13 protein-coding genes are annotated in these 12968 nt (G+C 52.9%); 3 read left to right on the forward strand and 10 right to left on the reverse strand.

Annotation, left to right across the window (positions count from 1 at the left end; translation table 11 throughout):
• Positions 1–23: 23 nt before the first annotated feature.
• The 3 genes from exaC to KNP85_RS09835 all read left to right on the forward strand — a co-directional run bounded on the left by exaC (position 24) and on the right by KNP85_RS09835 (position 2773).
• The gene (gene exaC / locus KNP85_RS09825; protein ID WP_029596012.1) at positions 24–1544 is read left to right on the forward strand and encodes an acetaldehyde dehydrogenase ExaC; all 1521 of its coding nucleotides are present in this window, start codon (positions 24–26) and stop codon (positions 1542–1544) included.
• 1 nt (position 1545) lies between these two features.
• Positions 1546–1905 (forward strand): DUF779 domain-containing protein, encoded by a 360-nt coding sequence (locus KNP85_RS09830; protein WP_214802867.1) that lies wholly within the window; start codon positions 1546–1548, stop codon positions 1903–1905.
• Positions 1906–2053: 148 nt separating this feature from the next.
• On the forward strand, positions 2054–2773 hold the full coding sequence (locus KNP85_RS09835) for a nuclease-related domain-containing protein (protein WP_021067748.1): 720 nt from the start codon (positions 2054–2056) through the stop codon (positions 2771–2773).
• A 49-nt stretch (positions 2774–2822) separates the two neighbouring features.
• On the opposite strand, the gene KNP85_RS09840 is transcribed toward KNP85_RS09835, so the two are convergent.
• The 10 genes from KNP85_RS09840 to KNP85_RS09885 form a co-directional block, all read right to left on the reverse strand.
• A complete protein-coding gene (locus KNP85_RS09840) occupies positions 2823–3893 on the reverse strand; it encodes an ABC transporter substrate-binding protein (RefSeq protein WP_021067749.1) in 1071 nt (356 codons plus the stop codon).
• Positions 3890–4690 (reverse strand): ABC transporter permease, encoded by an 801-nt coding sequence (locus KNP85_RS09845; RefSeq protein WP_214802869.1) that lies wholly within the window; start codon positions 4688–4690, stop codon positions 3890–3892. The genes KNP85_RS09840 and KNP85_RS09845 overlap by 4 nt, the downstream gene beginning before the upstream one ends.
• A complete protein-coding gene (locus KNP85_RS09850) occupies positions 4687–5508 on the reverse strand; it encodes an ABC transporter permease (protein WP_034780994.1) in 822 nt (273 codons plus the stop codon). Before KNP85_RS09850 ends, KNP85_RS09845 begins: the two co-directional genes overlap by 4 nt.
• A complete protein-coding gene (locus tag KNP85_RS09855) occupies positions 5495–6601 on the reverse strand; it encodes an ABC transporter ATP-binding protein (RefSeq protein WP_029596016.1) in 1107 nt (368 codons plus the stop codon). The genes KNP85_RS09850 and KNP85_RS09855 overlap by 14 nt, the downstream gene beginning before the upstream one ends.
• Before the next feature lie 13 nt (positions 6602–6614).
• Entirely contained in the window at positions 6615–7154 is a 540-nt protein-coding gene (locus KNP85_RS09860; protein ID WP_021067753.1) for a helix-turn-helix domain-containing protein, read from the reverse strand.
• 165 nt (positions 7155–7319) lie between these two features.
• Positions 7320–7589, reverse strand: coding sequence for a YfhJ family protein (locus KNP85_RS09865; RefSeq protein WP_021067754.1), 270 nt, complete (start codon positions 7587–7589; stop codon positions 7320–7322).
• A complete protein-coding gene (locus KNP85_RS09870) occupies positions 7586–7900 on the reverse strand; it encodes a YfhH family protein (protein ID WP_021067755.1) in 315 nt (104 codons plus the stop codon). The genes KNP85_RS09865 and KNP85_RS09870 overlap by 4 nt, the downstream gene beginning before the upstream one ends.
• Positions 7901–7968: 68 nt before the next feature.
• Entirely contained in the window at positions 7969–9147 is a 1179-nt protein-coding gene (locus tag KNP85_RS09875) for an RtcB family protein (RefSeq protein WP_214802872.1), read from the reverse strand.
• 9 nt (positions 9148–9156) lie between these two features.
• Positions 9157–11202: an ABC transporter ATP-binding protein gene (locus tag KNP85_RS09880; protein WP_214802875.1), complete on the reverse strand. Its 2046-nt coding sequence runs from the start codon at positions 11200–11202 to the stop codon at positions 9157–9159.
• A 22-nt stretch (positions 11203–11224) separates the two neighbouring features.
• Positions 11225–12949 carry an ABC transporter ATP-binding protein gene (locus KNP85_RS09885; protein ID WP_214802878.1) on the reverse strand — a complete coding sequence of 575 codons (1725 nt, stop codon included), beginning with the start codon at positions 12947–12949 and terminating at the stop codon, positions 11225–11227.
• Positions 12950–12968 lie beyond the last annotated feature (19 nt).

Genomic DNA, 12968 nt, shown 5'->3' on the forward strand with positions numbered 1-12968 from the left:
TTACGGAAAAGGGAGGAACGACCATGATTTATGAAGTCCCAAACTCGACAGGCACGAAAGTTCACTTTAAAGACCGCTATGAGAATTACATCAACGGAAAGTGGACCGCGCCTGCAGGGGGAGAATATTTTGAGAACACCTCTCCGGTAAATGGTAAAGTTTTATGCGAAGTCGCCCGCTCAACGAAAGAAGATATCGAGCTCGCCTTGGATTCGGCCCATGCTGCCAAAGACGCCTGGGGCAAAACGTCGGTCACTGAACGCTCTGTCATTTTAAATAAAATCGCCGATCGTATGGAAACGAACCTCGAAATGCTCGCATACGCCGAGACGTGGGAAAACGGGAAAGCCGTCCGCGAGACGCTCAATGCCGATTTACCGCTCGCTATCGATCACTTCCGCTATTTTGCGGGCGTCATCCGGTCACAGGAAGGCGGCATCAGTGAACTCGACAACGACACGGTCGCTTATCATTTCAATGAACCGCTCGGTGTCGTCGCCCAAATCATCCCATGGAACTTCCCGATTTTAATGGCGGTCTGGAAAGTCGCGCCGGCTCTCGCTGCCGGAAACTGTATCGTATTGAAACCAGCCGAACAGACGCCGGCTTCGATCATGGTGCTCATGGAATTGATTGAAGACCTACTCCCGCCAGGCGTGTTGAATATCGTCAACGGGTTCGGACTCGAGGCCGGCAAACCGCTCGCGTCGAGCGACCGCGTCGACAAAGTCGCCTTCACGGGTGAGACGACGACAGGTCGACTCATCATGCAGTACGCCTCACAAAACATCATCCCGGTCACGCTCGAACTCGGTGGGAAGTCACCGAATATCTTCTTCGCGGACATCATGGATGCGGATGATGATTTCTTTGACAAGTCGATCGAAGGGCTGGTCATGTTCGCTTTGAACCAAGGCGAGGTATGCACGTGTCCATCACGCGCGCTCATTCACGAGTCGATTTATGAGCCGTTCATGGAACGGGTGCTCGAACGGGTCAAAGCCATCAAGCTCGGCAATCCGCTCGACCCTGACGTCATGATGGGTGCCCAAGCTTCGAATGAGCAGATGGAAAAGATCTTGTCGTATTTGGAGATCGGAAAGTCGGAGGGCGCGGAGTGCCTCATCGGCGGCGAACGCAACATGATGGACGGCGAACTCGCCGACGGCTATTATGTGCAGCCGACCATCTTCAAAGGTCATAACAAGATGCGCATCTTCCAAGAAGAAATCTTCGGACCGGTCTTATCGGTGACAACGTTCAAAGACGACGCCGAGGCGCTCGCCATCGCGAACGACACGTTATACGGACTCGGTGCCGGCGTCTGGACGCGTGACATGAACCGCGCCTACCGGTTCGGTCGCGAGATTCAAGCAGGTCGCGTCTGGATCAACTGCTATCACCAATATCCGGCCCATGCCGCGTTCGGCGGATACAAGATGTCTGGGATTGGCCGCGAGAACCATAAGATGATGCTCAACCATTATCAACGGACGAAAAACATGCTCGTCAGCTATAGCGAACAAAAACTCGGGTTCTTCTGAGATGGTGAACCGCGTCGAGGCCACCCCCGCCACGCTCGCGCTCCTCGAACAGCTGAAACGAAAACATGGACCGCTCTTGTTTCACCAGTCGGGCGGTTGTTGTGACGGGAGCTCCCCGATGTGTTTCCCGCAAGGCGAATTCATGATTGGAGATCATGACGTCCTGCTCGGCGAAATCGGCGGTTGTCCGTTCTATATGCACGAGAAGCAACACGACTACTGGAAGCACACCCAGCTCATCATCGACGTCGTCGAGGGCCGGGGCGGTATGTTCTCGGTCGAGGGCGTCGAAGGAAAACGGTTTTTAAGCCGTTCCCGCGTGTTCACGGACGAAGAACGGGCCGAGTTGCAACAGAGTTGATGTAGAAGACCAGCCATCTCGAGGGCTGGTCTTTTTTTAGTCAAAGGGCACCCTTTTCTCAGAAATACATTTCCAATTTAACCCAAAAACCAACCTAACAATCGACTCGATTCGATATAGTAAAAAGAGACACGAAAGGAGGTAGCCTATGTCCGAGCTTCTCACGAGCATGCTTAACGGTATGATGATTTCATTGGTCAGTCTATTCGGTCCTCTGTTCCTGGTGATGAGCGGTATATTGTATACGAAGGTCAAGCGTTATAAACGGAGCCGCTATTTCGCCCAGACCGGACACAGCTATTTCAAAGTCGTTCAAGACACCGGCTTATACGGCGAATATTTATGTGTCGCCGCCATCGAGGAGCGCGTCCCGAATCCCTTCATCTTGACGAATCTATATTTGCCCCATCCAAAAAATCGAGAGCGTACGACGGAAATCGATGTGGTGTTCATCAACCAGAGCGGTGTCCACGTGATTGAGTCGAAAAATTATAGCGGCTGGATTTTTGGACATGAACAAGAACGGCATTGGACCCAATCGATGCCGAACCGAAAGAAGTTCCGATTTTTCAATCCGATCAAACAAAATGAGTTACATATGAAAGCGATGGAACAAACGCTTGCTGTGGAGCGGAGTCTATTACACTCTTGGATCGTCTTCAGCGACCGGTCGACCTTGAAACGCATCGACGTGGCGGACGTTCCCGTGTTGAACCGGAAGACATGGAAACAACAGATTGCCTTGCCAGGTGAGGCCCGGTTGACGTTGGCGGAACAGACGGCCATCTACGAGCACCTGCTCCAATTCGCATCTGCTGACGAAGCCGTCAAGGAAGCCCATATCGCCGCCAAGCAACGGGTGACGTGATGGGCTGTCCCATCCAAAAAAGTCCCGCTCACGGTGAGCGGGACTCCTTTTATTTACTCTGCATTTTAAAGCGCAAGTATAGTTCGTTGTAGTACGCGTTCATGCGTTTGCCTAAGTTCTCATACACTTCGAGCTCATCCGTCACTTCTTTTGTCGGATAAAAACGTTCGTCTGACGTCACTTCTTCATCTAAAAATTCAAGTGCCGCTTCGTTCGGTGTCGAATATCCGACATAATCGGTGTTTCGGGCCGCGATTTCCGCGTCAAGCATAAAGTCGATGAACTGGTGCGCGCCTTCGATGTTTTTCGATGTGTTCGGAATGACGAGGTTGTCGAACCAGAGATTCGTCCCTTCTTCCGGGATGACGTACGTCAGCTCTTCGTTCTCGTACATGATTTCGGAGGCGTCACCTGACCAGACGACGGCCGCGGCCGCTTCGCGATTGGCCATGAGCATCTTGATTTCATCGCCGACGATCGCTTTAATGTTCGGCCAGAGCGTCTCGAGCTTCTTCTCCGCTTCGAGCAACTCATCTTTGTCCGTCGTGTTGAGCGAGTAACCGAGTGAGTTCAGACCGAAGCCCATCACTTCACGGGTCCCGTCTGCAAGCAAGATGTCATTCTCGAGCGGCATGTCCCATAGGTCGTTCCACGACGTAATCTCACCGTCGACGAGTTCAGGGTTATACACGATGCCGACCGTCCCCCAGAAGTAAGGGACCGAGTACGTGTTGCCCGGGTCGAACGACTTGTCTAGGAAACGTGGGTCAATGTTATCGAAGTTCTCGAGCTTGTCATAATCAATCGGCAAGAGCAGGTCTTCTTCAATCATTTTACTGATGGCGTAATCCGATGGGACAGCGATGTCGAACGCCGTACCGCCTTGCTCGATTTTCGTGAGCATCGCCTCGTTCGAGTCGAACGTCTGATAGATGACTTTCAAGCCCGTCTCTTCCTCGAACTCTCCAATCAAGTCTTCATCGATATAATCGCCCCAGTTGTAGACGACGAGCGTGTTATCGCCGCCGAACCCTTGCGCCATATTGATTTGATACACCCAGAGCAAGAGGCCGAAACTGACGACGACCGGTACCGTCAACATGATGACCAATTTTTTCATCGTCTTACCTCCTTCGCTTTACCACCGCGTTGGGCGAGCACATAATACCCAAGGACGAGAATGAGTGTGAACAAGAACAAGATGGCTGACAAGGCGTTAATCTCGAGCGAGATGCCTTGACGGGCGCGTGAGTAGACTTCAACGGCAAGTGTCGTGAAGCCGTTTCCGGTCACGAAGAACGTGACGGCAAAGTCATCGAGCGAATACGTGAGTGCCGTGAAGAACCCGGCAAAGATACCCGGTGTGATATATGGCAAGATGACTTTCGTCAAGACGTCCCACGTACTTGCCCCAAGGTCACGCGACGCATCGATGAGCGTCGGGCTCATCTCTTGCAGCTTCGGCAAGACCAAGATGACGACAATCGGTACCGAGAAGGAGATGTGCGCCAATAGCACCGAGTAAAAGCCGAGCTGAATCCCGAGCATCGTGAACAAGATGAGGAACGACGCCCCGATGATGACGTCCGGGCTGACGATCAACACGTTGTTGAGTGATAAGAGTGACGTCTTCGTGAAGCGTTGTCGCGCCGTATAGATAGCGAGCGCCCCGATGACGCCGAGCACGGTTGAAATCGTCGCCGACAGCAAGGCGATGACAATCGTGTTCAAGACGATAACGAGCAGGCGCGTGTCGGTAAAGAGCGACTTGTACCAATCGAGCGTAAAGCCTTCAAAGTTACTCATCGTCCCGCCACTGTTGAACGAGTAGACGACCAAATAGAGAATCGGTGCATAGAGGATGAAGAACACCGCCATCAAATAGAGGTTGGCTAATTTAAATTTTTTCGGTTTCATCGACGCACCGCTCCTTTCGCGCCCCAGTCACGTGTGATGACCATGACGAGGACCATCGCCAAAATCAAGAACACGGCAATCGTCGAGCCCATGCCCCAGTTTTGCGTGACGAGGAATTGTTGTTCAATCGCCGTCCCGAGCGTGATGACACGGTTCCCAGCAATCAGTCGAGTGATCATGAAGAGCGACAACGCCGGGATGAAGACGATTTGAATCCCTGACTTCACACCGTCGAGCGTAAGTGGGAAGATGACCCGGCGGAACGTCGTCCAGTTCGAGGCCCCGAGGTCGCGCGACGCATAGACGAGCGACGGCGGGAGCTTCTCGATGGCGTTATAAATCGGCAAAATCATGAACGGGATGAAGATGTAAACTGACACGAACACGAAACTAAAGTCCGTAAACAAAATCTGTTGTGTCCCGATACCGATCGCCTCTAAAAACTGGTTCGTGATGCCGTACGTCCCGAAAATGCCGAGAAACGCATAGGCTTTGAGCAATAGGTTAATCCATGATGGCAAAATGATGAGCAAAAGCCAAAGTTGCTTATGCTTTGTCTTCGTCAATAAATAGGCGGTCGGATACCCGATCAAAAGCGAGAAGAACGTAATCAAGAACGCATACCAGAAAGAAGATAACGTCATCGTCAAATACGTCGACGTGAAGAACATCTGATAGTTCTCTAAACTCAAGTTCCCTTCGATATCAAAAAACGAGTAGTAGACGACGAGCAGGAGCGGCGCGATGACGAACAGCGCAATCCATAACCAGTAGGTCGTCAAATAGACCGTCTTCGCGGTTTGACTAGTTTGATTCATGAGCGACCTCCTCATAGGACTCGAGACGACGGTCGAACTCTTCCTCCGTCTCTCCTAAGCGCATGACGTGAATCGCCTCATCATCGAACGTGAGGCCGATTTTCGAACCGACGACCGATTTTTTCGTCGAATGAACGAGCCATTCGTTGCCTTCTTGGTCATAGCAGCAAATCTCATAGTGAACGCCTCGGAACAGTTGCGAGTCGACGTCGACGACAAGTTTCGCAGATTCGACCGATGTCATCTCTAAATCTTCCGGACGGATGATGACCTCGACTTTCTCGTTGCGGTCAAACCCTTGGTCGACGCAATCGAATGTCTTCCCGGCGAACGTGACGACGTTATCTTCTGGCATGACGCCCGGTACGATGTTCGACTCCCCGATGAAATCGGCGACGAAACGGTTAATCGGCTCATCGTAAATATCAGTCGGTGTCCCGCTTTGTACAATTTTCCCGTTATTCATGACGAAAATCTCATCCGACATCGCGAGCGCTTCTTCTTGGTCATGCGTGACAAAGATGAACGTGATGCCGAGACGCTGTTGCAATTCGCGGAGCTCATATTGCATCTCGGTCCGGAGTTTCAAATCGAGCGCCGAGAGCGGTTCATCAAGCAAGATGACTTCCGGTTCGTTGACGATGGCCCGGGCGATGGCGACACGTTGGCGCTGCCCGCCTGACATCTCATCGATTTCACGTGACTCATACCCTTTCAAGTTGACGAATTTGAGCGCCTGTTCGACTTTCGTCTTCACGTCCGCTTCTTTCATCTTCTTGATGCGCAGACCGAACGCGACGTTCTCGAACACGTTCAAGTGCGGGAAGAGCGCATAGTCTTGGAACACGGTGTTCACTTGACGTTTGTTCGCCGGGACGTCGTTGATGCGTTTCCCGTTGAACTGGATATCGCCTGCTGACGCATCCGTGAAGCCGGCGATTAAGCGTAAAATCGTCGTCTTCCCACATCCAGATGGCCCGAGCAACGTGTAGAACTTGCCTTTCTCAATCTCGAAGCTGATGTTTTCTAAGACGACGGTGTCATCGTAACGCTTCGACACATTGTCAAAGCGAATAATCGTTTCTGGGTTCATTTCAGTTCCTCCCTTATAAATATGAATGGGTCGCGACGATTAAACATTCACTCTCGCCGTCGTAGTCATTGACGAGTTGATGCGAATCGGAGGCGACGTAATAGAGTGTTTCTCCGGTCTTGGCGAAGTACGTATGATTGCCAAGTTTTAGCGCGATGTGCCCCGATAGGACATAGACAAACGTCTCCGATCGCGACGGCTCATATCGTTTGAACTCGCCCTGCTTCGAGAACGTTAGTAAAATGGGTTCCATCTCTTTTTCGTTCGATTCCGGGATGAGCCATTCAGTCCGATATTTCCGCTCCTCGTCGACGTAGACGGTCCGATCGTCCTCGGTATAGATCACTTTTTGATTCACATCTTCATCAAAAAACTCTTTCGGCGAACATCCGAGCACTTCCAACAAGTCGAATAGCGTCTCAAGCGAAGGTGAACTCAAATCACGCTCGATTTGAGAAATGTAGCCTTTACTCAAATCCGTGCGCTCGGCCAACTCTTCTTGCGTCAGCCCTTTCTTGACGCGGAGCCGCTTGATTTTTTGACCGACTTCCAAGTCACAATCCCTCCTTTCAGCTTTGATTCAAGTTTAGTGAAAGATGATTCCAACTAAAGAAAGTTTATAAATACTTAACTACAAAGCGAACTAATAGCGACCTTTATTATAACGGATTGTGTGCAGTTTGCAAGTAAAAAATCACGCCGATTTCCGGCGTGATTTTTAATGGATGTCGCGCTTAGACATCAAGTGTTTGAACTTCTCATTTTTCGTTTGAAACAGGTGGAGCTGGGGGCCGTACGCATCGATTTGTTGCACGACATATTGGAACGATTTTGCTTCCCCAGGATACGGTTCACCGGCACGGGCGAGCGTCGTCTCAAAATCCTCCCACAGCACTTCAACCCACGTCAACGCCTCGAGCTCGCTCAAGACATCGTTTTTCTGTTTCAAGATTTCGGCCAAGCGCTCGTATTGTTCGGTCCGGTTCATGCTTTCACCTCCGACAACTCCGAGAGCGGAATCGCATGTTCAGCCGTCTCCCCTTCAAACGTCCCCCAGCCCATGACACCGTTCACGAACTTCAAGCGGAACGGGCGCTCGTTATAGTTGACGATATACGTCGCCCCCGGCTTGAACGATTTCGGGTCAATCAAATAACTCTCGGCAATCGCGATCCGTCGCAAGACGACCTCAATCTCACTGACCATGCCCATCTGTTCGGCTTTCCGCTTCCGTTCATGGAGCGCTCGAATTTCTTGTTCAAGCTCATATTTTGATAAATCGCTTAATCGTTTTTCCATTTCGCTCACCTCTCTTGTAGCGTATCAGATTTTTCGTGGAAAAGAAAAAGGCGAAACTGAAACGATGTTCAGTTCGCCTTGAAGTTGTAGAGCGGTTTGATGATTCGATTGATAGTGACGGCCGGCTCGATATAACGGACGATTTCCTTCATCGACTTATAGACGAACGGTGACTCGTCAATCGTCGATGGTCGGACCGAACTTGACCAGACATCTGCCATCGACTTTTTAAATTCGTTGAAGTCGACGCGTTTTCGCGCGGCCGAGCGTGACATGACGCGACCGGCGCCGTGTGGTCCCGAGAAGTTCCAGTCGGGGTTGCCCTTGCCAGTACAGATGAGCGAGCCGTCGCGCATGTTCATCGGAATGATGACCCGCTCGCCGTCCCGCGCCGAGATGGCCCCTTTTCGAAGCATCATCGCGTCGTGATCGATGTAGTTGTGGACCGTATCGAATTGATCGACGACGTTCCAGTTCATCGCCTCGACGATGACGTCGGTCATGGCGAGACGGTTGGCGGCCGCATATTGCTGTGCGATGCGCACGTCGTGCATGTAATCTTCCATCGCTTCCCCTTCGACGTAGGCGAGGTCGCGGAAACGTTTCCGTGCCTCGCGCTCCGTCTCGAGATAGGCCGAGATGTCCTGCTGCCGCCCCGTTGCCTTCATCCGTTCAATCTCGTCTCGAATGTCGACCGTGTTCATCATGTGCTCGACCGCCAACTGTTGATAATGGTCAGCGATTTGGACACCGAGGTGGCGTGAGCCGGAGTGGATGACGAGAAACGTGCGTCCGGCTTCGTCCCGGTTCACTTCGATGAAATGATTGCCCGAGCCGAGCGTGCCGACTGAGCGGAGTGCCCGGTCCAGCTTATACGGCGCCCGCACGTCCTCGAGCGGGAGCTCAGAGGCGTACGGGTGTGCTGTATCCCGGATGCTCATCCCGCTCGGTACGTATTGACGGATGACGTCATCGAGCCGTTGAAAGTCGATTCGCTTCACCTTGATTTCCGTGCAGAGCATGCCACACCCGAGGTCGACGCCGACGAGGTTCGGTACGACCTTGTCGTGAATCGTCATCGTCGTCCCGACGACCGACCCTTTGCCGGCATGCATGTCCGGCATGATTCGAATCGAGGCGCCTTGCGTGAACGGTTGGTCGACAAGCGTTTGGATTTGGGCCCGCGTCGTATCGTCAATCCGTTCATTGAATACTTTGGCCCGGTTATGCTTTCCGATAATCTCCATAAGACCTCCTCAACTGATGGCTTGTTGTTTACTTTGCAGCTCATGCATCCGGGCGTAAACGCCGCCTGCCGCGATGAGCGACTGATGGTTACCCCGCTCGATGATGTGACCATGGTCGAGGACGAGGATTTGGTCCGCTTCCCGAATCGTCGAGAGACGGTGCGCGATGACGAACGTCGTCCGGCCGTACGTGAGCGTCTTGAGCGCGTCTTGGATGAGTGCTTCCGTCTCTGAATCGACGCTTGCCGTCGCTTCGTCTAAGACGAGGATGGCCGGGTCGAAGACGAGGGCGCGGGCGAAGCTGATCAACTGGCGCTCTCCGCTCGAGAGCGAGGCGCCGCGTTCGATGACCGGCTCGTCAAGCCCGTGTGGCAACTGTTTGACGAAACGATCGGCTCCGACCGCCGTCAATGCGCGCCATACGCGGTCGTCCGAGATCGTCTCGTCGCCGAGCGTCACGTTCGTCCGAATCGAGCCAGTGAACAAGAACGGGTCTTGAAGCACGATGCCGAGATGGGCCCGGACGGCTTGGGTCGGTAGTTTCGTCACGTCCATACCGTCAATGTTGAGCGTTCCTTCTGACGGGTCATAGAAGCGCATGAGCAAGTTCATGATCGAACTCTTACCGCTGCCGGTATGTCCGACGAGCGCCACCGTCTCACCTGGTGCCGCATGGATATCGATGTGTTGAAGTACCGGTTTCCCGGCTTCATAGCTGAACGACACGTCGTCGAACACGACCTCACCTTTAAAGCGAGCGATTCGTTCCGCCGACACGTCTTCCCCTTTCTCGTCAAGCAACTGGAACATCCGGTCTGCCGAGACGAGTGCCTGTTGGAGCGGAGACAGCTGGTTCATGATTTGCGTCACCGGTTCGAAAATCCGTGACACGTAATCGATATAGGCGTACAAAATCCCGAGCGTGAGCACGCTCCCCGTTCCGAGCGTCTGCGCACCGACGACCCAGATGAGTAAGGCGAGTGCCATGTTGCGGAAGAAGTTGACCAAGTTGTGCGACATGAGTGCATCCAGTTTGAGCAGCTTCCGTCTTGTTTGGAAGTTGTCACTGTTTTTCTCGTTGAACTCGTCATAGACGAGATCTTCTTTGACGTACGACTGAATGATCGGCATCGTTTGGATGCTCTCATTCAATTGGGCGTTCATATCCGCGACGAGGGCACGGACACGAAAGTTGTTTCGGGTCGACAGGCGTTGGAACAGCTTAATCCAGACGATGACGACCGGGATGATGATGAGCGAGACGAGACCGAGGCGCACGTCCAAGAAGAACATGGCGATCAGGACACCAATCATCATGACGACGCTTTGGAAGACGCGTGCGAGCACGCCTAAATATAGGTCGCGAATCGTCTCAGTGTCATTCGTGACGCGGCTGACGATTTTCCCAATCGGTGTCTGGTCAAAGTAGCGGACCGGAATCGTCTGCAAATGCCGCATGACGTCGAGTCGCATCGTCTTGACAATCTTATGGGCCGACCGCTGGAGGAGCATCTGTTGCCCCCAGTTCAAACCGGCCGCGATAAGAAGCAAGACGACGTACAAGGCAGATAACATAAGCACGGCCTGAAGATCCGTCTCATAAAATTGAAACACATCGGTCGACGAGAGCGGCACGATGTTGTCATACGTCGCCGTCTCTTCGCTTCGTGTAATGGTGAGGACACCATCTTTGACCTCACGGACGCCACCACTCATGACGGCGTCAGGGACGAGATAATAGCCGTCTGTCGTCTGCACAATCGAGACGGGACGGACGACCGTCTCTCCGTCAATCCTCGTCTCTTTTTCATAGGAGTTTCCGTCAAAAGCGACACTCCCGCCTGACTCGACTTGTACCCAATCCCGCTCAATGGCGACAATGTGGTCGTCGATGATGATTTTGGCGATGTACGGTCCGGCCAATTCGGCGCCGACCGCTAAAAATAGTAAGGTCAAACCGAGGAAAATCGAGCGTCTCACTTGTTTGGCATAGCCGACGAGTGAACGGATCGTTTTCTTCCTGCGGACTGGATCTAATTCATATTGATCGATCATGAGAGATTCCCCCTTTCCCGGATTACTCCGACTCTCCTTGTCGAACGTATTGTTCATAATACCAACCGCGTCGTTCCATCAGTTGGTCATGCGTGCCCCGTTCCGTCACACGACCGTCTTGTAACACAAGAATCTGGTCGGCGTGGGCGACCGCGGATAGGCGGTGCGCGACGATGAACGTCGTCTGTTCGGCCCGGCTCGTCCGGACCGAATCGATGATGCGCGCTTCCGTCTTGGCGTCGACCGCTGAAAGCGAATCATCGAGCAAAAGGATCTCTGGATCTTTCAAGAGGGCGCGGGCAATCGAGAGCCGTTGTTTCTGACCGCCCGAGAGCATAACCCCTTGCTCCCCGACGACCGTGTCGAGACCGTTTTCCAAATGTTCGATATCGGTATCGAACGCCGCGAGCCGGATGGCCGTCTCGAGATCTTGTGCCGACGCATCGTTTGAGCCGAACAAGATGTTGTCGCGGACCGTCTTCGAGAACAGCAAATGTTCTTGCGAGACGTAACCGCTCCAACCGCGTACCGTATCGAGTTTGATGTCTTGAATCGGGACACCGTTGACGAGTAACGAGTCATCAATCGGATACTCCCGAAGCAATTGACGCAACAGCGTCGTCTTGCCGGCCCCGGTCGGTCCGACGACCCCAATCGTCTCACCACGCGACACGTGCAAAACGATGTCTTCGAGCGAGGCGCGGGTCGATCCTGGATATTGGAACGACAATGATTTGAACGTGATTTTCTCCGGGACGCCGACTTCGACCGTGCCGGTCGAGACGACATCCGGTGTCTCGTTCATCGTCGCTTCGATTCGTTCGAGGCTAGCCGTTCCCCGTTGTACGACGTTAATCAGTTCCCCGAACGCGTACATTGGCCAAATGAGCATCCCGAGATAAATATTGAACGAGACGAGCTGTCCGAGCGTGATGTCATTCGTGAACACGAGGTACGTGCCGAACGACAACCCGATCAAATAGCTCAAGCCGACGAGCAGTTTAATGACCGGTTCGAACAAGACGTCGATTTTGGCGACGTGCATGTTTTTGGCCATGACGTCGTCGGTGATTGTATCGAACTTTTTCGTATCCGCGTCTTCTTGGACGAACGAGCGGACGACCCGAAGGCCTGAAATCGATTCGACGACTTGGTCGTTCATCACGCCAAACGCATCCTGCGCCGCTGTGAAGCGGGCATGGATTTGGCGGCCAAGCTTATTCATCGACCAGGCAAGGAGCGGCATCGGCAGGAGTGCCGCGAGCGTCAATTTCCAATCGATGAACACTCCCATGATGGTGAGAGCGATGAGTGTCATATTGAACGAGTCGACGAGTGTCATGACACCGAATCCAGCCGTCCGTTCCACCGCTTTTAAATCGTTCGTCGCGAGCGCCATCAAATCACCCGTGCGGTGCTGTTGATAAAAGCGCGGTGTCTGCCGGAGCAGATGTCCGAAGAATCGGGCCCGCAGTTTTTTCTCGAGCAGGAACGCCGTCCCGAAGAGGCGGGCAATCCATACATACGAAAGGACGTACGATAATACCATGATGCCGAGCAATGACCCGACAATCATAACAAGCCGTTCTGTCGTCAGGCTGCCTTCGCGAATCGCATCAATCGCCTGTCCGATGATCCACGGCGGGAGCATATCGACGACCCCGGTGATAATCAACAAGATGATGGCGACGATATACGTCCGCTTTTGTCTTTTAATAAACCAATCTAATTGTTTAATCAGTTTCATGACTGATTCCCCCTTTCGT

It is taken from the genome of Exiguobacterium sp. s194, from assembly GCF_018618275.1.
Lineage (GTDB): Bacteria > Bacillota > Bacilli > Exiguobacteriales > Exiguobacteriaceae > Exiguobacterium > Exiguobacterium chiriqhucha.

Excerpts from the sequence above, each read along its gene's own strand:
- KNP85_RS09845 (WP_214802869.1), bottom strand. The coding sequence starts at position 4,690 with ATGAAACCGAAAAAATTTAAATTAGCCAACCTCTATTTGATGGCGGTG.
- KNP85_RS09865 (WP_021067754.1), bottom strand. The coding sequence starts at position 7,589 with ATGAACCGGACCGAACAATACGAGCGCTTGGCCGAAATCTTGAAACAG.
- KNP85_RS09885 (WP_214802878.1), bottom strand. The coding sequence starts at position 12,949 with ATGAAACTGATTAAACAATTAGATTGGTTTATTAAAAGACAAAAGCGG.
- KNP85_RS09830 (WP_214802867.1), top strand. The coding sequence starts at position 1,546 with ATGGTGAACCGCGTCGAGGCCACCCCCGCCACGCTCGCGCTCCTCGAA.
- KNP85_RS09835 (WP_021067748.1), top strand. The coding sequence starts at position 2,054 with ATGTCCGAGCTTCTCACGAGCATGCTTAACGGTATGATGATTTCATTG.
- KNP85_RS09840 (WP_021067749.1), bottom strand. The coding sequence starts at position 3,893 with ATGAAAAAATTGGTCATCATGTTGACGGTACCGGTCGTCGTCAGTTTC.
- KNP85_RS09870 (WP_021067755.1), bottom strand. The coding sequence starts at position 7,900 with ATGGAAAAACGATTAAGCGATTTATCAAAATATGAGCTTGAACAAGAA.
- KNP85_RS09850 (WP_034780994.1), bottom strand. The coding sequence starts at position 5,508 with ATGAATCAAACTAGTCAAACCGCGAAGACGGTCTATTTGACGACCTAC.
- KNP85_RS09855 (WP_029596016.1), bottom strand. The coding sequence starts at position 6,601 with ATGAACCCAGAAACGATTATTCGCTTTGACAATGTGTCGAAGCGTTAC.
- exaC (WP_029596012.1), top strand. The coding sequence starts at position 24 with ATGATTTATGAAGTCCCAAACTCGACAGGCACGAAAGTTCACTTTAAA.
- KNP85_RS09880 (WP_214802875.1), bottom strand. The coding sequence starts at position 11,202 with ATGATCGATCAATATGAATTAGATCCAGTCCGCAGGAAGAAAACGATC.
- KNP85_RS09875 (WP_214802872.1), bottom strand. The coding sequence starts at position 9,147 with ATGGAGATTATCGGAAAGCATAACCGGGCCAAAGTATTCAATGAACGG.